General features: G+C 58.8%; 21 protein-coding genes. 9 read left to right on the top strand and 12 right to left on the bottom strand.

Going from position 1 to position 24,356, the window contains the following annotated elements:
• Position 1: 1 nt before the first annotated feature.
• The 8 genes from BMZ67_RS04045 to BMZ67_RS04010 all read right to left on the bottom strand — a co-directional run bounded on the left by BMZ67_RS04045 (position 2) and on the right by BMZ67_RS04010 (position 7,913).
• On the bottom strand, positions 2 to 865 hold the full coding sequence (locus tag BMZ67_RS04045) for a branched-chain amino acid ABC transporter permease (protein ID WP_092020603.1): 864 nt from the start codon (positions 863 to 865) through the stop codon (positions 2 to 4).
• Between the two features lie 225 nt (positions 866 to 1,090).
• The gene (locus BMZ67_RS04040; RefSeq protein ID WP_092020602.1) at positions 1,091 to 2,755 is read right to left on the bottom strand and encodes a long-chain fatty acid--CoA ligase; all 1,665 of its coding nucleotides are present in this window, start codon (positions 2,753 to 2,755) and stop codon (positions 1,091 to 1,093) included.
• A gap of 29 nt (positions 2,756 to 2,784) precedes the next feature.
• On the bottom strand, positions 2,785 to 3,576 hold the full coding sequence (surE, locus tag BMZ67_RS04035; RefSeq protein ID WP_092020601.1) for a 5'/3'-nucleotidase SurE: 792 nt from the start codon (positions 3,574 to 3,576) through the stop codon (positions 2,785 to 2,787).
• Positions 3,573 to 4,643: a phosphotransferase gene (locus tag BMZ67_RS04030; protein ID WP_092020927.1), complete on the bottom strand. Its 1,071-nt coding sequence runs from the start codon at positions 4,641 to 4,643 to the stop codon at positions 3,573 to 3,575. The genes surE and BMZ67_RS04030 overlap by 4 nt, the downstream gene beginning before the upstream one ends.
• 7 nt (positions 4,644 to 4,650) lie before the next feature.
• Positions 4,651 to 5,424: an SDR family NAD(P)-dependent oxidoreductase gene (locus tag BMZ67_RS04025; RefSeq protein WP_092020600.1), complete on the bottom strand. Its 774-nt coding sequence runs from the start codon at positions 5,422 to 5,424 to the stop codon at positions 4,651 to 4,653.
• A 12-nt stretch (positions 5,425 to 5,436) separates the two neighbouring features.
• A complete protein-coding gene (locus tag BMZ67_RS04020; protein WP_092020599.1) occupies positions 5,437 to 6,645 on the bottom strand; it encodes an acyl-CoA dehydrogenase family protein in 1,209 nt (402 codons plus the stop codon).
• Between the two features lie 36 nt (positions 6,646 to 6,681).
• Positions 6,682 to 7,128: a PaaI family thioesterase gene (locus BMZ67_RS04015; protein ID WP_092020598.1), complete on the bottom strand. Its 447-nt coding sequence runs from the start codon at positions 7,126 to 7,128 to the stop codon at positions 6,682 to 6,684.
• On the bottom strand, positions 7,128 to 7,913 hold the full coding sequence (locus tag BMZ67_RS04010; RefSeq protein ID WP_092020597.1) for an SDR family NAD(P)-dependent oxidoreductase: 786 nt from the start codon (positions 7,911 to 7,913) through the stop codon (positions 7,128 to 7,130). The genes BMZ67_RS04015 and BMZ67_RS04010 overlap by 1 nt, the downstream gene beginning before the upstream one ends.
• Positions 7,914 to 8,059: 146 nt before the next feature.
• On the opposite strand from BMZ67_RS04010, the gene BMZ67_RS04005 reads away from it, so the two are divergent.
• A complete protein-coding gene (locus BMZ67_RS04005) occupies positions 8,060 to 9,649 on the top strand; it encodes a class I adenylate-forming enzyme family protein (RefSeq protein WP_092020596.1) in 1,590 nt (529 codons plus the stop codon).
• A gap of 9 nt (positions 9,650 to 9,658) precedes the next feature.
• Here the strand turns inward: BMZ67_RS04005 and BMZ67_RS04000 are convergent, their stop codons facing one another.
• On the bottom strand, positions 9,659 to 10,396 hold the full coding sequence (locus BMZ67_RS04000; protein WP_092020595.1) for an enoyl-CoA hydratase/isomerase family protein: 738 nt from the start codon (positions 10,394 to 10,396) through the stop codon (positions 9,659 to 9,661).
• A 192-nt stretch (positions 10,397 to 10,588) separates the two neighbouring features.
• Between BMZ67_RS04000 and dctP the strand changes: the two genes are divergently transcribed.
• From dctP to BMZ67_RS03975, 5 genes are all read left to right on the top strand, one after another.
• On the top strand, positions 10,589 to 11,632 hold the full coding sequence (gene dctP, locus BMZ67_RS03995) for a TRAP transporter substrate-binding protein DctP (RefSeq protein WP_092020594.1): 1,044 nt from the start codon (positions 10,589 to 10,591) through the stop codon (positions 11,630 to 11,632).
• Positions 11,633 to 11,725: 93 nt separating this feature from the next.
• Entirely contained in the window at positions 11,726 to 12,271 is a 546-nt protein-coding gene (locus BMZ67_RS03990; protein WP_092020593.1) for a TRAP transporter small permease subunit, read from the top strand.
• A complete protein-coding gene (locus BMZ67_RS03985; protein ID WP_092020592.1) occupies positions 12,268 to 13,578 on the top strand; it encodes a TRAP transporter large permease in 1,311 nt (436 codons plus the stop codon). The genes BMZ67_RS03990 and BMZ67_RS03985 overlap by 4 nt, the downstream gene beginning before the upstream one ends.
• A 332-nt stretch (positions 13,579 to 13,910) precedes the next feature.
• Positions 13,911 to 15,350: an amidohydrolase family protein gene (locus BMZ67_RS03980; RefSeq protein WP_092020591.1), complete on the top strand. Its 1,440-nt coding sequence runs from the start codon at positions 13,911 to 13,913 to the stop codon at positions 15,348 to 15,350.
• 131 nt (positions 15,351 to 15,481) lie between these two features.
• Positions 15,482 to 18,169, top strand: a complete 2,688-nt coding sequence (locus BMZ67_RS03975) for a site-2 protease family protein (RefSeq protein ID WP_092020590.1) — start codon at positions 15,482 to 15,484, stop codon at positions 18,167 to 18,169.
• 33 nt (positions 18,170 to 18,202) lie between these two features.
• On the opposite strand, the gene BMZ67_RS03970 is transcribed toward BMZ67_RS03975, so the two are convergent.
• Positions 18,203 to 18,745, bottom strand: a complete 543-nt coding sequence (locus tag BMZ67_RS03970) for a hypothetical protein (RefSeq protein ID WP_092020589.1) — start codon at positions 18,743 to 18,745, stop codon at positions 18,203 to 18,205.
• A 237-nt stretch (positions 18,746 to 18,982) separates the two neighbouring features.
• On the opposite strand from BMZ67_RS03970, the gene BMZ67_RS03965 reads away from it, so the two are divergent.
• The 3 genes from BMZ67_RS03965 (at position 18,983) to BMZ67_RS03955 (ending at position 21,136) form a co-directional block, all read left to right on the top strand.
• A complete protein-coding gene (locus tag BMZ67_RS03965; RefSeq protein ID WP_092020588.1) occupies positions 18,983 to 19,390 on the top strand; it encodes a VanZ family protein in 408 nt (135 codons plus the stop codon).
• 10 nt (positions 19,391 to 19,400) lie between these two features.
• Positions 19,401 to 19,994: a GNAT family N-acetyltransferase gene (locus tag BMZ67_RS03960; RefSeq protein WP_092020587.1), complete on the top strand. Its 594-nt coding sequence runs from the start codon at positions 19,401 to 19,403 to the stop codon at positions 19,992 to 19,994.
• Between the two features lie 566 nt (positions 19,995 to 20,560).
• A complete protein-coding gene (locus tag BMZ67_RS03955) occupies positions 20,561 to 21,136 on the top strand; it encodes a hypothetical protein (protein WP_092020586.1) in 576 nt (191 codons plus the stop codon).
• A 76-nt stretch (positions 21,137 to 21,212) separates the two neighbouring features.
• Here the strand turns inward: BMZ67_RS03955 and BMZ67_RS03950 are convergent, their stop codons facing one another.
• Positions 21,213 to 22,610, bottom strand: a complete 1,398-nt coding sequence (locus BMZ67_RS03950) for a sodium-dependent transporter (RefSeq protein ID WP_092020585.1) — start codon at positions 22,608 to 22,610, stop codon at positions 21,213 to 21,215.
• 33 nt (positions 22,611 to 22,643) lie between these two features.
• The gene (locus tag BMZ67_RS03945) at positions 22,644 to 24,221 is read right to left on the bottom strand and encodes a methyl-accepting chemotaxis protein (RefSeq protein ID WP_092020584.1); all 1,578 of its coding nucleotides are present in this window, start codon (positions 24,219 to 24,221) and stop codon (positions 22,644 to 22,646) included.
• Positions 24,222 to 24,356: the final 135 nt, after the last annotated feature.

Here is a 24,356-nt window from a genome sequence, read left to right as displayed (position 1 = left end):
GTCAGTGCGCTCCTTTGGCAAACAGGCCCTGCGGACGAACAGACAGAATCACAACCAATAGCCCGAACGCGATGATGTCTTTGTAAGCCGTGGAGATATAGAAGCCGCCAAAGGCCTCGGCGAAGCCAATGATCATGCCGCCGGCGATGGCCCCGGGGATGCTGCCCATACCGCCAAGGATGATGATGACGAAGGCCTTCATGATCACCAGGTGGCCCATCGCCGGGTACACCAGGTTGATCGGTGCATAGAGCGTGGCTGCAATGGCCGCCAGCACCCCAGAGATGGCAAAGGTCATCATCGCCACACGGTTGGCATCGATACCCACCAGGAAGGCACCGTCACGACTCTGGGCCATGGCGATGATGGTGGCTCCGATCATGGTCTTGCGCAGGAATAGCTGCAGCGCAGCCACCAGCACAAATGCACCAACGATGATCAGCAACCGCTGTTCCGGGATGATCAGACCGTCGAAGTTGAGAATGCCAGTGAACGGAGAGCTCAGGCGGCGGAAGTCCGCACCCCAGAACATCTGGACCAGAGCTTCCAGGAACAACAGGATGCCGATGGCGGCAATCTTGTCGTGGATGGGTGGCGAGTTACGCAGTGGGTGGAAGACCAGGCGCTCACAGAGCACCGCCAGGATGGCCACTATCGCAGCAGAACCCGCCATAGCCACCCAGTAATGCACCCCCAGGTCCATCATCAGGAAGTAGGACATGAAAGCACCCACCATATAGAGGGCGCCATGGGCGAAGTTGGGAATATGCAGGATGCCGTACACCAGGGTCAGCCCCAGGGCTACCAGCCCGTAGATGCTGCCTAACGTCAGGCCGTTAATGATCTGTTGGAAGAATAGGTTCAATTCTGCCCCTCCGCTGTTGTTGTTGTCGGTCGTTGTGAGGCCACAAACGCAGTAAAAGTCTTTTCCGCATCGTGTCGTGAAACAATTACATCAATCGTCTAACGTGTCAATATAATAAAATGTTGTTTCGCTATGCGTACATATAGGCAAAAATAAACCCGGATTATCGGCATTTTTACTTAGAAAAATGAAATAACCCGGGTTTTCACTCTCAGGTGCGGAATGTTAGCCCTGCGCCTGCCACTCCGCTTCCTGCAGGGCTCGCCACATCAGCTTACCGGTGGGGGACTTGGGCAATTCATCAACGAACTGCACGATGGCAGGGACCTTGTAGGCGGCCATCTCTTCCTTGCACCAGGCGATGATGTCTTCCTCGCTGGTTGCCCCCTCCGAATCCGGTGACAGCACGATCACCGCCTTGACGGTTTCCCCCCGTTTCTCATGAGGAGAGGAAATGATGCAGACCTCGTGAATCGCCGGATGACGGTACATCAGGCCTTCCACCTCGGACGGCCACACTTTGAAACCGGAGGCATTGATCATCCGTTTGACCCGGTCGACCATGAAGAAGTAGCCATCCTCGTCGTAGTAAGCCAGATCACCAGTACGGAAGAAGCGCTTGCCATCGATTTCAATGAAGGCCGCCTCGGTATCGGCAGGACGGTTCCAGTAACCCACAGTGACCTGTGGGCCATGGCTGACAATTTCCCCCACTTCCCCCGGCCCTTTCTCTTCCAGGGTTTCGACGTCGATGATACGACTGTCGACGTCGAAGACCGGGATGCCAAGACACTGGGCCTTGGGTTGGCCAGTTGGGTTGATATGGGTGGCGGCCATGGTTTCCGACAACCCATAGCCCTCAATGTAATCGAGCCCTGTGAGAGTTTTGAGCTTGGCGGCAATCGCCTCGGGCATTGCCGCCCCACCGCCACCGATGGTGTTCAGGCTGCTGAGGTCATATTGGCCAAGGTCGGGGTTGGACAGGAAGTCGACCGCCATAGTGACGATGTTGGTCCAGCCCGTCACTTGGTAGCGTTCAATTAGCCGTGCTGCCGTGGTGCGGTCCCAGCGGGTCATGATGACGGCAGTGGAACCACTGTAGATGGGGCTGTTCATCGAACTGGTCATGCCGGTGACGTGGAAAAATGGCAATGTGGCCAGTTGTACGGTATCCGCGGTGCTAAGGTTCCAGAACGCCCGATGCACAGCGGTCGCCATCACGGATCGATGGGTGTGCATACAGCCTTTCGGCGCGCCGGTGGTGCCGGAGCTGTAGGGGAACACCGCCAGGTCGTCGGGCCCGGCGGTATGGGCTGATGGTGAGATATTCAGCGCCAGCGCGGCCTCCCAGGCCACACAGCCCGGCTGGGAGATCGGGGCCGGAGATGCCGCAACTTCAGCCGGCAGTTCCAGGTCTGTTGGCTTCCGCAGATAACTGCTGTACGCCGCGATGACCACCGTGTCCAGGTTGGTGTTCGCCACCAGCGGGGTGATAAAGCTAGCCAGCTCCTGGCCGGCAAGACATACCTGGGCACCGGTATCGGCGATATAGTGCTCCAGCTCCGCAGCCCGGTTCATCGGGTTCACCGGGATCACCACCGCATCAGCCCGCAGGATGGCGTAATAGCTGATGACGTACTGCGGTGAGTTCTGCATGTACAACAGCACCCGGTCGCCTTTCTTCACCCCCTTTTCCTGGAGGTAACCGGCCATGGCCTCCACATCCGCCAGCAGTTCCCGATAAGTAAAGGCCGTGTCGTAGTAGATGATGGCGTTATGGTCCGGATAGCGCTGGGCGGTAATGGCCAGGTTGGTGAACAGACTGGTCTGTGGCAGCGTCATGGTCTTGGGCAGGTCCTTCGGCCATACCTTGTAGTGCCTGGTAAACATGATTGCTGATCTCCAAGTAAATAGTGTTGTTATCGTGAAGGACCGCCGAGGTCTGGCGCGTCAAGGCTGAACGTATCAGGGCCACCAGGCAGAGGGTCGCTGCTGCGCAGTGGGGTTATGGCAATGTTTTTTTCCCGCAGCACCGTCACATCCAGGTCTGGCGCCACAATATGACGGGAGCTGCGCTCAAACGTCAGCCACCAGTACGGCAGGCTGCGCCCGTCCTGACCAGGACGCAGGTGAGCACGGCGAATGGAGCCCGAGGAATGCCGGCACCAACTCGCCCGATCAATCTCATCCGCACGACAGGCAGGGAAATTCACGTTCCAGCACAGGGCAGTATCTGGTTGCCAGAGCCTCCGAATCACGCTTTCACCGTGTGTTTCCACCGCCGACCAATCCATGCTTTCGCGGCTGAAATAGGCCTGACTCAACGCAATGGCCGGCACTCCCATGTGCTGGGCGGTCAGCACCGCCCCTACCGTTCCGGAGTACTGAACCGAATCACTGATGTTGGCACCGCAATTGACGCCGGATAACACGAGGTCTGGCGGAGAATCCCCGAACAGCTCCCCCAGTGCGTAGAACACGCAGTCTGCCGGGGTACCAGACAAGGCATAACGCCGCTCACCAGCCTGGTATGCCCGCAACGGGGAATGAATGGATATGCTCTGGCCCGCGCCACTGCGATCGTGCTCCGGAGCCACCACCCAGACTTCCTCCGCCAGCCGCCGGGCAATCCGTTCAAGGACCACCAGCCCCGGGGCATTGATGCCGTCGTCGTTGGTGATCAGGATACGGCGTACCATGGGTCCGCTCATAACACGCCTCCTTCTCCCCGTTGGGCGATGCGCCAACCAGCCTCTGCCAACAGGCTGGCTCGCTTGCCCACCTCCAGGGCATCGGCATTACTGGCATTACCCTGCAGCGCCCGGGCGTAGACGCCCTGGACTATGGCGGCCAGACGGAACAGGGAAAATGCCAGGTACACATGCCAATCCTCAATCGCCGCCCTACCGGTCTGACGGCAGTAGCGACGGATGGTTTCCTCCTCATCGGGAATACCCAGTGCTTCAAGGTCGTCGCCCTTTAATCCACGCATACCGTCAAGATCTGAAGGCAGGTGATACGGCAGGCAGTAGTAGGCCAGGTCGGCCAGCGGATGCCCCAGGGTCGACAGCTCCCAGTCCAGTATCCCAATCACCTCGGGCTTATCCGGTGCCAGCATCAGGTTGCCGAACCGATAATCACCATGGGCAATGGCGGTTTCATCCGTGGCTGGAAGGTTCTCCGGCAACCATGCCATCAGCCGGTCCATCGCGGGCAATTCATCGGTCTTTGACGCCAGGTACTGCTTTGTCCAGCGGGCAACCTGCCGCGCCACATAACCTTGCGGGCGGCCAAAATCACCGAGCCCGACCGCGTTGACGTCCACTGAGTGCAGCTTCGCCAGTGCATCAATAGCCGCCTGGTGGGCTGGCAACCGTTCCTGGCGACCGAGTGCCCGCAGGGCCGGATGGCTGACGATACGTCCGGGCATGAACTCCATCAGGTAGAAGGGTGTTCCAATCACACTGCTGTCTTCGCACAGCGCCTGGGCCCGCGGCACCGGCACTTCAGTGTGTTCGGCCAACGCTCGGATGACCCGGTATTCCCGCTCCACCATGTGGGCAGATGGCAGGACCTTTCCCGGTGGCTTCTTGCGCAGCACATAACGGCCGCTGTCGGCCTCTAACAGGAACGTGGGGTTAGATTGACCACCTTGGAACTGCTGCACAGACAGATTGCTGCCAAACTCCGGCAACACGCCCTGCAACCAAGTCAACAGCGCTTTTTCATCGAAGCGGTGGGCGTCCAGGACGTCCACCAGCTGGGGGGCAATACTCATGGCAACCTCAGCAAATGGTCTCGCCGCCATCGGCGACAATCACCTGACCAGTAATGTAGGCGCTGGCTGGCGTCGAGAGGAATACCGCCAGACCGGCAATGTCCACCGGTTCGCCGATACGCCGCAGGGGAGTTTTCTCCTCTGCTTGTTTGACCCGCACCGGGTCTTCCCACAATGCCTTGGCAAAGTCGGTCTTGATCAGCCCCGGTGCAATGGAATTGATGCGTATGCCTTTCGGCCCCCACTCCACCGCCAGGTTGCGGGCCAGAGCCGCTTCTGCGGCCTTAGACACACCGTAAGTGCCGATGGTGGTGTTACCTCGGATACCCGCGATGCTGGACAACAGCACCACAGCGCCTTCGCCACGCCCGGCCATATGCGGCAGCACCATGTTCGTCAGCCAGAAAGTGCCCTTGACGTTGGTGTCCATGATCTTGTCCCAGGCGTCATCGGTCATCTCACTGGTTGGCCCATAGACCGGATTGGTGGCCGCATTGCATACCAGAACATCAATCTGCCCCCAGGTGGCCAGGGTCTGATCGACCAGGTATTGCAGGTCGTCTTTTTTGCCCACATGGCAGGGCACCGCAATGGCGTCGTACCCCTGCTCCGTCAGCTCCGCTGCCACTGCCTCACAGGCGTCGGCCTTACGGCTGGATATCACCACCCGGGCACCACAGCGGGCCATTTCCTCGGCGATGGAGCGGCCGATTCCCTTGGTTGAGCCGGTGATCAGCGCCACCTTGCCGGTCAGGTCAAACAGTCGGTTCGAATTGGTCATGACAGTCTCCTGTTACTGGTCGCGGTACTGGCGCAGTTCGAGTTTGGCGACGGCGTCCAGGTGGACTTCATCCGGGCCGTCCGCCAGTCGCAGGGTACGGACCTTGGCCCAGGCCTCAGCAAGGAAGGTGTCCTGGCTGACGCCGGCGCCGCCGTGCACCTGAATGGCGCGGTCGATCACCTTCAAGGCCATGCTCGGGGCAATAACCTTGATCATGGCGATTTCCTGGCGGGCCACCTTGTTGCCGACGGTATCCATCATCTGGGCCGCCTTGAGCGTCATCAGTCGCGCCTGTTCGATCTCAATACGGCTGCGGGCAATGTCTTTGCGGATGGAGTCAAAAGAAGACAGTGGCTTACCGAAGGCCTCACGGGCATTGGCGCGTTTGCACATGGCTTCCAGTGCCCGCTCGGCGACCCCGATGGTACGCATGCAGTGATGGATGCGACCTGGTCCCAGGCGGCCCTGGGCAATTTCAAAACCCCGACCCTCACCCAGCAGGATGTTGGTCACCGGCACCCGTACGTTGTCGTAGTGAATCTCGGCGTGCCCATGGGGGGCATGGTCATAGCCGAATACCGTAAGCGGACGGACCATTTTTACGCCCGGGCTGTCCAGCGGCACCAGGATCATCGACTGCTGCTGGTGTTTCGGGGCATTGGGGTCGGTCTTGCCCATCACAATGGCGATTTTGCTGGTGGTGGTCATCGCGCCGGAGGACCACCACTTACGGCCGTTGATCACGTACTCGTCGCCTTCACGGCGAATCTCACAGGCAATGTTAGTGGCATCGGATGAGGCCACGTCCGGCTCGGTCATGGAGAAACAGGAACGGATTTCACCGGCCAGCAGCGGCTTGAGCCACTGCTCCTGCTGATCGGCGTTGCCATAACGGGCAATGGTTTCCATGTTACCGGTGTCCGGGGCTGCACAGTTGAACACCTCCGGCGCCATGTGTGAGCGCCCCATGATCTCGCACAGGTGGGCATACTCAACGTTGGTCAGCCCGGCACCAAACTCACTTTCCGGCAGGAACAGGTTCCACAGCCCGGCCGCTTTGGCCCTGGCTTTCAGTTCTTCCATGATTGGCAGTGGCGCCCAGCGGTTTTCCGCCTGTTCCAATTGCTGGTGGTGCACATGCTCATTGGGGTAGATGTGCTGATCCATGAAATCGATCAGTTGATCACGCAGGCGCTGCGCTTTATCGGAAAGTTCAAACATGGTTTTGTGCCTCTGTTTGTTTTTGTCGGGCCAGCATCAGATGGGCTCGCCCTCAGGATGTTCGCTGCTAGATCGGATACGGAAGGTACCTTCACCTATGGCCAGCAGGTTGCCATCGGCGTCGTGAACCTCACCGGTACTGTTGAAAATACGGCGTCCACCGGCACGCTTGCGCCCGGTGGCACGGATAAGGCCAGCGGAACATTGACCGGTAAACGTTACCGTCATCGACAGGGTGATGGCCTTGCGCATGCGATTGGGATAGGGGCAGTAGGTACCGGCCTGGGCCATGGCGATATCCAGTAGCGATGACAAAACCCCACCGTGGACAACGCCTCCCAAGTTCAGGTGTTGCGGCGTCAGTTCCAGTTCAATGACCGCGCAATCTTCATCCCAGGATGCCTGGCGATACCCCAGGATCGAGTGAAATCCGCCCAGTTCACTGGCATCAGTTACCAGCTCCAACTCAGTAGATTCAGACATCAGACTTTCATCCCTGGTAAGTTGAGTGAAGCGGTATTGCCGCCATCAACGGCCAGAGCCTGACCGGTGATGTAACTGGCGTCATTACTGGCCAGGAACAGGATCGCCGCTGCAATCTCTTCAGGCACACCATACCGGCGCAACTCGCAACGGGAACCGAGCTTGTGGGCCTTCTCCTGCTCGCGGGCGTAGTCAAAGATCCTCTGGGTCATGCCGGTTTCCACCAGCCCTGGGCACACCGCATTGACCCGCACATTGTCACCACCGAGATCGCAGGCCGCGGTTTGAGTCAGGTTGATCACCCCCGCCTTGGAGGCACTGTAGGCATTGCCGCCTGCACCGGACCGAATGCCGGCCACCGAGGCGGTGTTAACGATGGCACCTTGCTTGCGGACCTGCATGTAGGGCGCAACATGCTTGATAAACAGCATGGAGCCGATCAGGTTAACGTCGAGAATTTTTCGCCATTCCGCTACATCCTGCTCGGTAATCGGCGGATGGGAGCCCGAAATGCCAGCGTTGTTACACAGCACATCGATTTGCCCGAAGGTTGAGATCACAGCGTCAACCAACTCAGCGACGGCTGTCTCGTCCGCCACGTCCATCACCCGGCGCATAACCGGGGTGCCTTCAGGCATCAGACTTTCCGTGCCAGCCAGCCCGACATCGGACCAATCCACCAACACCACGCTGGCGCCCTCCTGGGCGAACCGGACAGCCGAGGCCTGACCAATCCCACTGCCAGCGCCGGTCACTATGGCGACCCGGCCTTTGAAACGTTTCATCTGCCGCTCCCTCATGTTGTCTTTGGTGACGCAAATGGCGCGTCATTTTTCGGAAAGCGGATTTAATTTGTCACGAAATTGAGTTTTGAGTCAATATATCGGAAATCTATTTCGCCAGATAAAACAAAACTACAGGAAATTGCGACATGGTAGATATCCGACAGAACATGCCTAACCTCGCGCCGGTCAACGCTGACGAACAGCTTGATGCCATTGGTCATCACATTCAGGAGCACCTCAGCCAGCAGCCCAACAAGACCGCAGTCATCGATGGTGATCGTTCGCTGACCTGGGCCGAACTGCTCAGTCGGGCCAACCGTATTGCCAACCGGCTCCGTGAACGGGGACTGCAACCCGGTGATACCGTGGCGGGCTTGTCGGAAAACAGTGCGGACTATGTCGCCCTCTATCTGGCGGTGCTGATTGCCGGCGGCTGTATGGTGCCGCTGTCCGGCATGGCAAATGGTGAAACCCTGGCCCTGATGATCAACGATTGCGACACCCGCTGGCTGTTCGTCTCGAGCCGCAATGACAGTCTGCTGACGGAAGTCACTGGCCAACTCGACCGTGTCACCAGCGAGCATTGCATCGGCCTCGATTACCACCCCGACGCCAGCGGCCTCAGCCTGGATGACTGGCTTGCGGGCGCCAATGACCAGCCCGCCCCCGCCGACGTCAGCCTGGACTCACCCTTCAACCTGATCTACAGCTCCGGCACCACCGGTACCCCCAAGGGCATTCTCCATGACTACCGGTTCCGCTCCCGGCAGATCCGGCGCATGGCCAGCTACGGCCTGGACGGGGACGCCATCAACCTGGTCTCGACGCCGCTGTATTCCAACACCACCCTGGTTTCTGCCCTGCCAACGCTGCACTACGGTGGCACTCTGGTTCTGATGGCAAAGTTTGATGCCCGTGGATTCCTCGAACTGGCACAACAACACCGGGTCAGCCACGCCATGCTGGTACCGGTGCAGTACCAGCGTATTCTGGCGGTACCGGACTTCGACACCTTCGACCTGTCCAGTTTCCGGCTAAAGCTCTCCACCAGCGCCCCACTGCGCAGTGATGTCATCGCCGAGGTGGTGAAACGCTGGCCTGGCGGGCTTCGGGAAGTCTATGGCCTGACCGAAGGCGGCATATCCACCAGCCTCGACTGTATCGCCTTTCCGGATAAATGGGACTCGGTAGGCCAGCCCACCGAGGGCTCGGTGGTGCGGATTCTTGATGACAATGGACAGCAACTGCCCCAGGGGGAGATTGGCGAGATCGTCGGTCGCGCCGGCGCGATGATGCGCGGTTATTATCACCGCGACGAACAAACCCGGGAGATGTTATGGACCAGCCCCGAGGGTGAAACCTTCTTCCGCAGTGGCGACATGGGCCGTATCGACGAGGATGGTTTCCTTCACATTCTCGATCGGCGCAAGGACATGATCATTTCTGGCGGCTTCAACATCTACGCGGTCGATCTGGAAAAGGTGCTGCTGGAACATCCGGCGGTTACTGATGCGGCGGTGATCGGCATTCCCAGCGATCAGTGGGGCGAAACACCGTTGGGCCTGGTGGTCTGTAACGGCTCACACCCTGCCAGCGCAGAGACATTGCTGACCTGGGCCAATGAACGGCTGGGCAAGAGCCAGCGCCTGAACGCGGTCGAGCTGCGGGAGGAACTGCCGCGCTCGACCATTGGCAAGGTACTGAAACGGGAATTGAAAGCGCCTTACTGGGACTAAGCCCCGGCACTACTTTCCGAGTTTTGCCAGCGCCCGATGGCAGTCGTCAGACCGAAGCCGCTCGGCAAACACCGCCCGCTCGCGTTCCAAGGCCTCCTGCGCTATGCCGAGCCAGGGCGCTTTGAGCAACCGTTTGGTCGCCCTCAAGGCCTCCCGTGGCTGTGAAGTCAGCTTCCGGGCCTTGGCCAGGGCCGCCTCGGTGGCCTGCCCATCGGCCACCAATTCGCTGACCAAACCACACGCCAGCGCCTGCTCGCCACTCAGGATGTCGCCAAACAACAGAAGGTCGGCCGCCCGCCTGGCCCCCAGGTGCAGAGGCATGGTAACCGTCGAGGCGGCCTCCGGCACCAGCCCAAGACCGACAAACGCTGTCTTGAAACGGGCGCTGGGCGTGGCAATAACCGCATCGCAGTGCAGCAGCAGGGTTGTGCCAATACCAATCGCCAGACCCTCCACGGCCGCAACGACCGGCGTCTGACAATGCATCAGCACTTCGATGAAGGCCAGTCCCGCTGAAGGCTGTGGCGAAGGGTCGGTGGCCCGGGCACGGAAGTCATCGAGATCATTGCCTGCCGTAAAGACCCCACCCTCACCACTGATCACAATGGCGTGTACGGTTTCGTCCGAGTCCGCCTGAATCACAGAAGCCGACAGCGTCTGGTACATTTCCCGGCTCAGGGCATTCTTTTTGTCCGGCCGGGCAATAACAAGGTGAACCACTCCTTCAAACGATTGCGTTCTGATCATGACCTATCCTCATGGTAAAGACGATGGAGCAACGCGTGGCCATATCGAAAGTTTCATCCGACTAGCCATCTAGCCTATTGCAAATCGCCATTCTTGTGTTAGATTCAGCTTACAGCTTTCATTCTGCAATTGCGAATTCCGCACTGCAGAATGATAAAGACAAACACAACAATGTTTCCCTGAGGCTGAACAATGAAGACATTTACCTCCCTACGGAAAAAACTGACCGTTTTGGCATCCACCATTACCCTAGGCCTGTCGGTCACCCTGGCAGGGAATGCCCAGGCGGAAGAAACCTTTACCTGGAAAGTACAGTCCCACTGGCCCGGTGCCAGCAGCTCCTACACCGACAGCCTGGAGCGCATCAAACGACTGCTGGAAGAACGCTCTGACGGACGTCTGCAGTTGCAGCTGTATGAGTCTGGCGCTTTGTTCAAGCCGAAAGATACCTTTAATGCGGTCAGTCGCGGCATTCTGGAAATGGGCACCATTTCGCCGTCCTATGCCCAGGACAAAATGACCCTGGCGGGCATCGCCTCCGGGCTGCCGTTTGCGTTCCGCAATGTTTGGGAAGCCGCCTACTTCCACCAGGGCCTGGGCTTTGAGCAAATGCTGCAGGACGAAGCCGCGCAATTTGGCGTCTACTGGGCAACAGATAAGGTCTTCCCTACGGAAATGGTGGTCAGTCGTCCCATCAATAGCTGGGAGGACTTTGAGAGTCTGAAGATTCGCTCTTCCGGCGTGTTGCAGAAATTCCTTACCGAAGCCGGCGCTGCAGCATCCTACCTCCCGGGCGGCGAACTCTACTCAGCACTGGACTCCGGCATTGTTGACGGCGCCCATTGGGGCGCGGCCCAGGGTGCCGCCAGCATGGGGCTCTATGAAGTGGCCAAATACCACGTTCAGCCTGCCCTGAACATTGCCGGCACCGACGTCATCATTGTCAGCCAGAAAGCGCTGGATGAATTGCCCCAGGACCTGCAGGACATCGTCAAACAGACTCTGGATGAGCAATTCTGGTTCCGCACCAACGAGTACCAATATAAGGAGCGAGTCGCGCTGGCCAACGTCATTGCCAATGACGGTGTCCAAGTCAACGTGCTGCCCGATGAGGTTCAGGCGCGCCTGGTGCAAACCGCCCAATCCATGTGGGATGCCGAAGGTGAACGTAGCGAACGGGCCCAGCAAGCGCTGGACCTGCTCAAAGGCTACCTGGCCGAACTCGGCTACCTGTAACAGCCACTGATCAACCTGTCATAACCGGGGGCGTCACCCTTGAGGCTCCCGGTTTCGTTGTCTGACCCTGAACACGCATTTCCGGAGAGTGCCATGAAAGCCCTGACTGCGTTCATGAACGGCATCACTCGTCTCAATGATTTCATTGGACGATGGATCGCCCTGCTGGTCTTCGCCATGTTTGCCTTCCTGCTACTGGAAGTCGGCTTCCGTTACCTGCTCAATTCCCCCACCGTATGGACCAATGAGCTGACCCAGATGCTATTCGGAATCTACGCGGTTATGTCCGGCGGTTACATCATGGCACACCGTGGCCACGTCAACGTCGACCTCCTGCACGCGAAACTTCCCCCTCGGGGCCGTGCGGTCGTGGATATCCTGAGCTCTTCGGTATTTTTCATATTTATGCTGGCCCTACTGTATTTCGGCTATGACATGGCCCAGGAATCCATTTCCAGCTGGGAAACGTCATTCTCTGCCTGGAACCCTCCGATCTGGCCGGTCAAGCTGGCCATCCCGGTCGCAACAGCGCTACTGACCCTGCAGGGCATCGTGAAACTTCTGCAGGACATCGCCATCGCCTGCAATCTCAGCTACTACAAGCCACAGGACGAGGCATCTGAAGGAGAGATGTTGTGAGTATTGAAATCCTGACGCTGCTGTTCTTCGGCTCACTGTTGTTCTTCCTGCTGCTGGGCCTGCCGCTGGCCTTTGTGCTCGGTGGCGTTTCAGTCGTGTTCCTTTACTTCACCTGGGGCTTTGACTCCTTCTATATGGTGTCATCCCAGATCTGGGGCACCATGGGCAGCTTTACCCTGGTGGCGATTCCGCTATTCGTGTTCATGGCGATGATCCTCGAACGCACCGGCGTTGCCAGGGATCTCTATCGGATGATGCACCTCTGGTGCGGCGGGCTGAAAGGCGGGTTGGCCCTTGGAACCCTGGGCATCTGCGCCGTGTTTGCTGCCATGGTCGGTATCAGTGGTGCGGCGGTCGTAGCCATGGGCACCATTGCCCTGCCATCAATGCTGGAACGCGGGTACGACAAGAATATGGCCCTTGGTGTCATCAACACCGGGGGTGGCTGGGGTATCCTGATTCCCCCCAGCATCCTGATGATCCTCTATGCCCTGATCACCGGCGTATCGGTAGGCAAGATGTTTGCTGCCGGAATCCTGCCCGGAATCCTGCTGATGGTGCTCACCGCCATCTATATTCTGGTGCGTAGCCATCTGCAGCCGGAACTGGCACCGGCGCTGCCGAAAGAGGAACGCGGTACCTGGCCGGAAAAATTCCGCGCCCTGCGCGCGGTACTGCTGCCCATCGGGGTGGTCGTCATGGTTCTTGGCTCGATTATTGGCGGCATCACCACACCGACTGAAGCCGCCGCGATGGGCGTGCTGGGTGCGTTGCTTTCCGCTGCAGTCTACCGCCAACTGAAGTGGGAAATTCTCAGGGAAGCCTCCGTCCGCACGTTCAAGCTCACCGGTATGATCATGTGGATCCTGTTCGCAGCTCACGCCTTCAGCGCAGCCTATCAAAGCATGGGCGCCCAGGCTTTGATCGAGAACCTGATACAAATGATCCCCGGCGGGCCATGGGGCATTATCATCGCCATGATGCTGATTACCTTCCTGCTGGCGATGGTACTCGACCCAGTCGGCATCATGCTGATCACACTGCCAGTGTTCATCCCCATTGTTGAAAGCCTGGGGTTCGATCCCATCTGGTTTGGAATCCTCTTCGTGATCAACATGGAAATCGGCTACATGACGCCACCCTTTGGCTTCAACCTGTTCTACCTCAAAGGTGTGGTGCCACCGGATATCACCATGCGTGATATCTACAGGTCGATCATACCGTTCGTGGTGGTGGAAATTGTGGGATTGGCCTTGATCATGGCATTCCCTGAGATTGCCACCTACCTGCCAGACCTGTTCTTCTGAATGGGTGCCATGGGGCCTGCTCAATAACGCGGGCCCCACTGGCTTCCCCTCCCTTTTACCTCGCACCACGCGCCCTTCAGCAACAACCTACCCAACGTTGCAGTGGCTGACCGGCCGGAAAACATCCCGGCGCCATGTCACATATCCATCCTCGCTGTCGTCTAGTTGACTGAAAGCCTCTCCCCATCAGTTAACAACCAGGAACGAGACATGGAGAAAAAACCGGACATCATCTGCAAAAAACAGCACGAGGCCCGCAGGGACAAGACCCAGAGTTCCGCCAGGCCCATACTTGCGATGGCTGCGAGTTCACAACCAAGGAAGGCATCACAATGAAGAAGACCGTCGTATCCGCTTTGGCCCTTGTTGTCGTGGTTCTGGCCCTGGCCGGAACCCTTGGCTTCTACCAGGTGCGGGCTACCGTCAATGCACCAGCCGATCTGGTCACCACCTGGTCGTCGTCCGGCGAACGGCTGCGAATCACGTCCGTTGCGGTGTTTGATGACCACTCAGGACAACTGCGTCAGGCCGAGGCAGTAGACATCGAAGAGGGTCTTATTGCCAGGGTTTACTGGGCGGGCGACGAGGTGCCTGCCAGCCAGGTCGAAACCCTGCGCGGGGAAGGCCGTACCCTGTTACCCGGCCTGACCGACTTTCACGTTCACCTGGGTTCCTCGGATGGCCGCCCTCCCTGGGCGCTGGACGGCATCGACATGATCTCGGTAGCAGGCCAGCGTGAAGCGTTCCTCTACAGCGGCGTCACCTCCGTGGTGGAAGGTTCACCCAACGCACTGGCGTCCCTTGACCAGGCGCTGGCGCCATCCCCCGCGATCTATCAGGCAACGCGCATGATCACCGCCGAAGACGGTCACCCCATCCCCATGTTCCGTGAATTCGTGCCCTGGCCCATGACCGAAATGGCGATCAACGAACAGGTCTTGCCCATTGGCTCGGCCGCCGCCAGTTCGGATGCACTCGACGCCCTGGTCAACGGGCCTGGTCACCACGTCAAGCTGGTGCTGGACGGCGCTATCCCGTGGGACTCGCCACGACTGGCGGAGGCCGACGTACGTGCGGTGGTTGAACGGGCTCACGCCGCTGGCAAGCCGGTATACACTCACGTAGGCAGCGCCCAGGATGCCGTCATTGCAGCCCGGGCAGGCTCGGATGTGCTCATGCACACGCCTTATGTGGACCTGCTGAGCGACGACGACCTGGCTGAGCTCAAGGCCTCCGGGGTGGTGGTGGTGACAACCGCCCAGATCTGGGAGTGGTTCGAGCGCGGTCTGGACAAACAGCCGCCGCTGACCCCGCTGGAACAGGAGCTGGCGTCACCGGGCCTGCTGACGGCCTGGGGGCATGACTGGCACCAGGCCACCGCCGATTACCACTCCACAACCTTCTCCCAGGACTACCTCTCGCGGCTGTCAGGATTCAACGCCAACCTGGCTGAAAACGTGAAGCGGCTCTACCAGGCCGGGGTTCCCCAGGTCATTGGTACCGACACCGGCATCCCCGGGCTGACTCCCGGTGCATCAACCATCCGCGAGCTGCAGTTGCTGCAATCCTACGGGTTTGAGCCCACCGACCTGCTGAGAATGGCGACCGTTGCCCCTGGCGCCCTGCTGGGTAACAGCGGCCTGGGCCGGATTCAGCCTGGCAGCCCAGCCGACTTGCTGCTGGTGGATGGCGACCCAACCCAGGACATTGCCGAACTGGCCAAACTCGCCTTTGTGATTCGCGAAGGCGTGGTTTACCAGCGCCACCGCTAGTGCCTACCAGGATCAGGCCGCCTCACAAAAAACTACAAACGGTGACAGAGCAGGCGGCCAATTCCAGCAGGTAACGGCTACTATATCCGAACGATCAATCACCAATTGCACTCAGGGAAGGGTCACCGGGTATGCAGTTCCTGTTTGGGTTCCTGATATTTATCGTTGCTGTCTACGGTGTGATGGTCGGCTCAGCGGTGATCAAGCTACGCACATTGCGCTGGACTCAGCGCACCTACTACACCCCAGCCCGGGCCGACGACGTGCCCGCCATAACGGTTCGGTTGTTGCAGGATACGACCGACAATCTACAGGCCCTGGGGTTTGAGCCCGGAGCCTGGTATCGGGTGCACGAACCCTACAACCAGAACGGACAGGCCAGCTTTGTCCGCAGCCTCTACCATCAGGGCACTCGCAGTCATGCCCAGGTCTCCCTGCACCCACTGCCAGAGTCAGGCCACGGTGTCACTGTAGAGTTCCTTAATGTCGCCCAGGACGGGAGCAACTGCTACACCACGAACGGCACATGGCACCTGGTCGGCATGGCCATTCCAGGCTACGACTGGGAAGACCCGGACAGCCCCACCCTGGCTGAGCACTGGGCCTACCACCGCCAGCGGCTTGATCAACAGATGTGTGACTGGCGTGAGCTCTCCGTGGCTGAGCTTGCCGATTGGGGCAACCGTTTCCTCGAACAGTACCGACAGGCTTTACTCGCGCAAGGTGACCTCAAAGCCATCAGCGACACCTGTTATCGCTTTACTCTTGGCGGCTGCTGGCGGGCAATACGACGGACGCAAAAGCGCCAACATCCGACGCCAGACCCTACTCCGGCAGCCGAGCTCAGCACCGATGCGGAAGTGCTGGCCCATCTGCGTCAGGAAGCCATACTTGGCAAACCCTCCCGCTCTACTGCGGGTAAGACCCTCCTGCTGGCAGGATCGGTCATCCTGTTCATGGTCAGCTTTGGCTATCGGATGGATCTCGACAGCCTGTTTATTCTGCTCGCCGTGTTGCTGTTCCACGAGTTGGGCCACATCGCCGCCATGGCCCTGTTTGGCTATCGTGACCTGCAGATCCTCTTTATTCCATTCCTCGGCGCGGTGGCCACCGGCCGAAAACAGCAGGTTCGCCCCTGGCAAAGTGCCGTTATCTACCTCGCCGGGCCAGTCCCCGGACTGATACTGGCCCTCGCCCTTTGGCAAATGGGGCTGGTCAACGCGACAGACTGGATGCCCGTGCTGATCGCCATGCTGTTCTTCATCAATTTTTTCAACCTGCTCCCGATCCAGCCGCTGGACGGCGGCCAGCTGGCCAATGTCCTGCTGTTCCAGCGCTGGCCCAGGCTGCAGGGCGTCTTTCACGGCCTCAGTGTGTTGATGTTCCTGGCTCTGGCCTGGGCCCTGGACACGCCCCTGCTGGCGGGCATTGGTTTCCTGCTGGGCTTTGGTTTGCTGTACCAGTACCGGGAAGCCCGGGTTCTCAGCCACCTGCGACAAACCAGCACCACGCTGAACACCGCCGCCAGGGCCAACCAGATGGCGGCCATTTACCAGGCCATTCGCGACCTGAAGTTGCCCTGGAATTTCTGCACCCGCCAGCAGGCCACCCGCAATATCCTGCAACGTCTTGGCAGCCCCCTGCCACGCCTGTGGGAAACGACAGCCGGGCTGACCTTCTATCTGCTGATCCTGCTTGCCACCCCCGCCACACTGATGGCCTGGGATTACTACCCGATCTACTCCCTGCTGGACCGTGCCGGCTACCAGGAGCCGGACTGGGAGGCACAACTGGCCAGTACCGAAGATCCGCAGGAACGTCTGGAGATCCTCACTCACGCCGCTTACGACCGGTTCTATAACGAGCAGGCAGACGAGGCCCTCGCCTACAATCGCCAGGCCATGGCGTTACTGAACGAGCAGGGTCTGCAGGATACGCTGGAGATGGCGGCGGTTTTGTCGTTGCGGGCGCGCATCCGTCTGGAATACGGCGATGTGGCAGCCCCAAAAGTAGCCAAGCAGGTACACAATGATCTCGACGAGGTAATACAGATTTACCAGTTGCAGATACAGGGTCCAGACACGGCCTATTTCCTCGCTGAAGCCCACGAATTGAAAGCGGCGGTGGACGAAAGGAGAGGCGAACAGGAGGCTGCGTTGCAGCACTGGCAGCATTCGGCAGACTATCGCCAGCAGTATCCAGGCGAGCAGGGCTGGTTCCTGGCCGACAATTTCCAGGCTCAGGCCAAGCTTTACCTTGTGCTCAACGATCTGCCGCAAGCAGAACACCAATACATCGAGAGCCTGCGCTGGGCTAACCGTGCAGATGACATCTACACCCTCGACCAGGCGCTAACCGCACTGGTGGGTTTCTACCTGGACCAGCAGCAATATCAGCAGGCGCTGGATAGCATCGAGGCCAACCCTTATCCCGACGAGGAAGGTTACGACTACTACCGGACTCATCTGCATGAGATGGCGGGGTGGGCCCACTTCAAGCTGTCTCAGCCCGCCGAAGCGGCCCGCCGTTTTGAGGCGGCTATCGAGCTGATCAACCAGCGCAATGCCCAGTACCAATCACCATCACGGGGATACGATAAGGCCGACAACATCTCGCGGCTGTTGCTGGTCCAACACGGTGGAACAAGCCTTGCCCGGCTCCTGCAAGAGCTGGACAGCATTGACCGGAGCGTGGCGGATTACAAACGGCACCTGGAGTGCGAATGCAACCGCCACGCTGGTGGTTACCGACTGGAGCAGAGTGAACAGCTACGGGACCTCATTGACCAGTATCTACCGGATACCGTGCAATCCCTGTAGCCGGGGCTATGCGCCAAGCCAAACCACCTTACATCAGGCCGTAACCGTGCGCTTGCGACGGGGCAGGTAGCGAAAGCCAATTTCCTGCAACACCGTCAGCGGCATCTGCTTCCGTTCGGCCCAATAGAACCACCAGTGCTGACGGCCATTGGCGGTGTCCACCATACCCTGATAGCACACGTTAGGGATAACCCGGCTGTGGGTCCGATACACCTTCTCGATCCGGGTTCCGGCGAGGATATAGTTCTGTCCTGAGCGCCAGCACTCCAGAGCAATGATCAGCCCGGCCAGGGAACAATGGAACGGAGACTTCTCGGTCAGGAAATAGCAGGTGATTTCCACCACTTCCGACAGGCTGAACGGCAACTGGGCACACTGCTGCCCCAGCATCGCGGCATATCGCAGCTGCGGTCCGTTGTTCAGTACGAATCCGCCGATCATCTTGCCTTTGCGATACAGGCCAAAGACCCGGGCACCGTAAAGGTAATCCATCGACACCGAGTTACCGGACGCTTGCTCAAACCCCTCTTTGAACGACGTCAGCTGTGCGTCAGCAATTAACTGTTTGTAGTACATCGCAAATTCTCCTTTGCTTTTTACTTGGATAAGAACGCCTTATGGCGCAGGGAGCCTATGACTGGCCCTTTAGCTATGGAGAACTGCGTGACTGGACGCAAGCATTTTTGGTTATTCTTTAGGCGTAAAGGGTGTCCCAACCGCTAAAAAGGCCACAATTCATCACATTTCCTCACCGGGAGTGCCACTTCCCTCCGTCATCCTTCCAGCCACCATGCCTTTGTGACGGAAACCGCTATGTATCGACTGGTCTGCATACTTGCCGCAACGCTCTTCCTGTTTATGCTTTGGATCATCTACCTTGCCGACAGTGGCAACAGCAGCCTGTTCTTTTACCTGGTCCAACAGTGGCCCTACGGCGATAAGGCCTGCCACCTGCTGCTGTACGGTTTGCTGACGCTACTGGTGAACCTGGCCCTGGAGCTGAAGACGATTGCCGTTACGAAAAGGGTGAAGGTCTATGTCGGCACCCTGGCGGTTACCGTGTTCGCCGTGGCAGAGGAACTCAGCCAGGCCTGGATCCCCAGCCGAACCCTGGACAGCCTCGACCTGGCAGCAGATGCGATCGGCATTGCCCTGTTCAGCTTGGCCAGCTACGGTATCGGGCAGTGGTACCGCCCCAAGGCAATCCACACCGATTACTAAAGGAATGCCTATGCCAGAGCAGCGTCACAACCGCCCGCCTCAATCATTGCAGACGCCCCGCCTGTTACTGCGCCAGTGGCGGCCGGAGGATCGAGCACCGTTCGCGGAACTCAATGCCGACCCCGATGTGATGGCGTACTTCCCTTATTGTCTGACCCGATCGCAAAGCAACACCCTGGCGGCACGCTGCGAGGAGATGATTGCCGGTGATGGCTGGGGGTTCTGGGCGGTGGAACACAGGGGCAGTGGCGCTTTTTTGGGGTTTGTGGGCTTGCACCGGATTGACGACGGCTTACCGTTTGCCCCCTGTGTCGAAGTCGGCTGGCGCCTGGCGGCCCGATACTGGGGGCAGGGCTATGCCACGGAAGCGGCACAGGCCGCCCTGTCGTTCGCTTTCAACGAACTGCAGCTGGCTGAGGTTGTATCGTTTACCACCGTCAACAACCGCCGGTCACGCGCCGTGATGGAACGGCTTGGTATGTCGGCAACGCCAGATACCTTCGAGCACCCGGCGCTGCCGCCGGACAGCCCCCTGCGCCAGCATTGCCTGTATCGGATGACCGCGCAGCAATGGGCCGTTTCCGGCCAATGCCCAGGGCACTAGTGTCCCGTCTGGCTAATTCCTTAACCTACTGAGCTTCTGAAAAGCCGAAGAGCTAGGCGTGCTGGTGAAGATTTGGTGGTTCCAAATCGAGACAGCAGAACGACGCCATTCGGCTTTTCAGAAACTCCCGAAGGGCTTGCCTCTGAGGACTCTGAGCCTGTGTTGCCAGTCCTTGATGTGGAACCACCACACCTGCAGACTGGCGCCTTGGTCAGTGTCCTCAGAGGCAAGCAGTAGGTTAAGGAATTAGCCAGACGGGACACTAGACTAAAGTCTAACTTTTTTGGAACCCAAACCGGGCCTCTGACGTTTAGCTTTTGCACGAATCAAAAAACAACGACACGTGGCAAAACAACAACACTAATCGACATCCACTGTGTGTCCCAAAACACCGGCGTTATCGCCTACCTGGCCACCAGCAGGCCGGATAACAACAAACGGGCACACAGTCATTTCCCCTCCTTCCCCAGACAACACTTGCTCCCGGCCCTCGTCAGCTCTATGTTGTAGGCGGACCGAAACCGGCATTGACCTGCCGGCGGCTTAACTGACTAGGGAGAGTGCATATGTACCATTTTCGAAAAGCAGGGCTGGCCCTGCTGACCATGCTGTTGCTGTCGGCCGGCAGCGCGTTTGCCGATTCACTGACGGAGCAGGACGTCAAAAATTTCATCAGCAGTCTGACAGAGCTGGACTCCATGGAAGGAGAGCTGGCCGACCTCACCGATGAAATGAACAACGACTACGATAGCAATAATCCATCCATGCCTGACCTCGAACATCTGTTCTCTGACGCCGTTGGGCGCATGGAGGGGCACCCTCAGTTTGAGCGATTCGAAGAGGTGGTTGAGGACAACGGTTTCAGCAGTGCCGCTGACTGGGGAGCTACCGGAGACCGGGTATTCCGGGCCTGGATGGCCATCGAAATGCAGGGCCAAAGCTCGGCTTCACGGCAGGAAATGGCCAAGGCCATGGCGGAAATTGACAACAATCCCAATATGAGCGCCGAGCAGAAAGCCCAGATGAGGCAAATGATGCAGGGCGCCATCTCGATGATGGAGCAGGTAAGTCAGGCGCCCGAGGCGGATATCCGCGCTCTGCGCCCGCACCTGGACGAACTTCGCCGGGTAACCAACGACTGATTACCGCTTGTGAGTAGAGCTTGAAGGCTGGCTGCCCAACCTGCAGGGTTTCCCCGGGGGCTGGGCAGCCGCGGCATCAGCTCATCAGGTTGTAGATGAACACCACCAGCACGGCAAACGGGGTTACGTAGCGCAGCAGGTTTGTCCAGACCGAGAACATCACTGGCGACAGCGATACATCCTTGGCCAGGGACTCCTTAGCCACAAACCAGCCCACGAAGATGGCGGTCAACAATCCAGACAGCGGCAACATCACGTTGGCGGTGAAGTAATCCAGCAAATCAAAGATGGTTTTGCCTTCAAAGCGCTCGAACATCGCCAGTGGGGTCACGTCCGACCACACATTGAGGGAAAGAATTGAAGCAATCCCCAGCAACCAGCAGGCCAGGCCAACCAGCAGGGTGCTTCCGCCACGACCAATCAGGACCTTCTCCTCAACCCATTCCACAACCGGCTCAAGCAGGGAAATGGCCGACGTCCAGGCGGCAAACACCAGCAACACGAAGAACAGGGTGCCAAACAGCGCGCCCAGCGGCATCTGGCCAAACGCCAGGGGCAGGGTCTGGAAAATCAATCCGGGACCAGCGCCCGCTTCCAGGCCATTGGCAAACACCACCGGGAAAATGGCCAGACCCGCCAGCAGGGCTACCATGGTGTCCATCAGCGACACCACCACCGCGGTGCGCCCAATCGACACGTCATTCCCCAGGTAGGAGCCATAGGCCATCATGATGGCCATACCCAGGCTCAGGGTGAAGAACGCATGACCCAGGGCGATCAGCACACCGTCCATGGTCAACGCAGAAAAATTCGGTGAGAACAGGAAGCTCGCCGCTTCGCCGAAATGACCGGTGGTAGTCGCATAGCCCACCGCCATCAACAGCAACACGAACAGCGCCGGCATCAAAATGTTGACGGCCCGCTCCAGCCCGGACTTCAGGCCCTGTGCGACTACGATGACCACCAGCAACATAAAGACCGAGTGCCACAGCAGCAGTTTTTCGGGGCTGGCCAACAGGTTGCCGAAGATCGAACCGACCACTTCGGCATCCTGACCGGTGAAGTCACCCATGGCTGAATGGCCAATGTAGGACGCCGCCCACCCGCCAATCACCGAGTAGAACGACAGAATCACAAAGGCCGCAATCACACCAATGACAGCGGACACCCGCCAACCACTGCTGCAGCCGTTACGTTCCGCCACAAGGCGCATACTGGCAATGGGGTTATGGCGACCGGCACGACCGATATAGACTTCGGCCATCATGATGGGGATACCGATGATGGCAATACACGCCAGGTACACCAGCACAAAGGCGCCCCCGCCGTTTTCGCCAGTGATGTAGGGAAATTTCCAGACATTGCCAAGACCGACAGCGGATCCGGTGGCTGCCAGGATGAACGCCAGCCTTGATGACCACAGACCTCGGGCCGCGGTGTGGTTCTGTCCGGCAGTGGTTGGAGATTGGGGCATAGGGTATTCCTGTAAATCTTTCTGTGAATTTGTTTATTGCTTCAGTTTGCTATTGAACCGGGCGACAAGGTCTTTCAGACCCGCCGACATATCTCGCAACTGGTCACTGAACGACTTCGCCGACTCGGCTTTCTCATTGCTGTGATCCGCCAGCTCTGCGATGTTCACCACTTGCTGGTTGATCTCTTCCGACACCTGACTCTGTTCCTCAAACGCCGCCGACATGCTGATAAAGCTGTCTGAAATTCGGGCAATGGAGGTCACGATGTCCTGCAGTGCCTGCTCCGCCGAGCGTACTTTATCCAGCCCTTGGCCAGCCATGGCCTCCCCCTCATTGGTGGCGTGGATCGCTTGGGCCACCTGGGCCTGGAAGTCACCGATCACCTCCTGGATACCAATCGTCGACTCTCGGGTCCGCGCCGCCAGCGAGCGAACCTCATCCGCCACTACCGCAAACCCTCGCCCTTGCTCACCGGCCCGGGCGGCTTCGATCGCGGCATTCAGCGCCAACAGGTTGGTCTGGTCGGCAATGTCGGATATCAGCCGGGTGGCCTCACCGATACTTTCGGTCGACTCACCCAATTTGCCGATCGCGCTGCCGATTGCACCAACCCGACTGACCAGCTGTTCGATGGCCTCAAGTGCCTCGGAACTGAGGTGTCCACCGGTCGCGGCATGTTCGTTGGCCTCCTCCGCCACGCGGGCGTTGTCGGCCACAGTCTCGGCCACTTCCTGGATCGACACCGTCATTTCGTTGATCGCAGAGGCAATCAGATCTGTCTCGGCCCGCTGGCGGGCAATCGCCTCGGCACCTTCGGAAATCAGTCGATTGCTGTACTCGGCGTTTTCCACCAACTGCTCGGACTGGTCCTCAATCCGGGTCAGCGCGGTGTTGATGCGGGCACCTTCACTGACCAACATCAGCGAGAGCTGGGCAAACAGCCCGCTTTCATCCGAATAAGTGCGCGCCACCAGCGGGTCCCGGAAGGTGTCGGGACGAATGTCCATCAGCCGTCGTAAACGCCCGGTCATCGAACGCAACAACAGTGCTGCGCCAGCAACATGGCCACCCACGATCAGGGCGATGGCCAATGCTTTCTGGTCCAGTTCCAGCGCGAGCACGGACAATACCAGAGACAGCAGGAAAGGCCAGCCGGTTTTCAGCACGGAGGCCAGCCGACCGATCAACCCAGACCATGATTTACCGGCATTCACCTCACGGTAGAGTTTCTCAGCCCGCCGCACCTCGTCACGGGTTGGGTTCACTCGTACCGACTCAAAGCCAACAGCCTTGCCATGCTCCAGAATCGGCGTTACATAGGCGCTGACCCAGTAATGGTCACCGTTCTTGGCCCGATTCTTGACAATACCCATCCAGGGCTTACCAGCCGAAATGGTGTCCCACATGGCCTTGAAGACCGGTGGTGGCATATCCGGGTGGCGAATAATGTTATGGGCCTGCCCAACCAGTTCGTCCCTGGTAAAGCCACTGATCTCAACAAAGTCGTCGTTGCAGTAGGTAATGACACCTTTGAGGTTGGTCGTCGTAATAAGACGGCTTCCCTCTGTCATTAGCACTTCACGCTGAGTGACAGGTAAGTTTTTGCGCATTAGGTTGGATTCCTGACGGAAATGTTGCAGGGAATAAAACGCATCTGTTGCAATTAACAACGTTCTAAGAGTGTAGCAAAGGCCACCAAAACTTCTTTCCAATGCCACTCAAAGGCAGGCAGGGACACAGGCGGG

It is taken from the genome of Marinobacter zhejiangensis (assembly GCF_900114775.1).
In the GTDB taxonomy this organism is placed as follows: Bacteria; Pseudomonadota; Gammaproteobacteria; order Pseudomonadales; family Oleiphilaceae; genus Marinobacter; species Marinobacter zhejiangensis.
This window is presented reverse-complemented; position numbering and strand designations above follow the sequence as displayed.